Raw genomic sequence first — 534 nt, 5'->3', positions numbered from 1 at the left:
GTTGCTCAATGATCGCTGCACATGCCGCGCTCTGGTATGCCCTGCCCTTCTCGCTGATAAGATGGCGGCCTTTTAACGGCCCCTTGTTTGGGGCTCGCCAGTATGTGTTTACGCTCGGTGGGAACGGGAGCACCAGTTTCATAAACTCACTCCCTGTTTTTTCAGCCATTCAACAGCGTTATCTCTGGCCTTGTCTCCGCCGGATAGCAGGTCTTTGATGATCGTTACTGGATCTGCATCCCATTCCATTTTGACGACGGTAATGCCCCTGGCTGCGCCAGGAGCAACAGTGATGTAACCTTTTTTCTTAAGCGACTTCACGTGCTCTACAGCAGCGTTCGGTGATGCGCAGCCAATTAATCCGGCAAGCTCCAGCATAGTAGGTGGAAAGCCTGCCTTTTCGATATGAACCTTGATAGCTTCGAACACTTCATTCTGACGCGGCGTTAATTCCATCATTTGTTCGCTCCTCTGAAGCCATCGGGGATTTTGCTGTAGTCGGTATTCTGGAAGCTTGATTTGAAGATTCCATCC

The 534-nt window shown here is 50.7% G+C and carries 1 protein-coding gene; it reads right to left on the bottom strand.

Translation table 11 applies throughout. The features are described from left to right. Window positions 1-138 precede the first annotated feature (138 nt). Window positions 139-534, bottom strand: a 396-nt coding sequence (locus ACFPZN_RS56615; RefSeq protein ID WP_465252322.1) for a LexA family protein, incomplete at its 5' end; no start/stop codon positions are given.

The organism is Actinomadura rugatobispora, assembly GCF_042656285.1.
Lineage (GTDB): Bacteria > Actinomycetota > Actinomycetes > Streptosporangiales > Streptosporangiaceae > Spirillospora > Spirillospora rugatobispora.
Note: the sequence above shows the minus strand (reverse complement) of the source record. Positions and strands in the feature narration are given on the sequence as shown.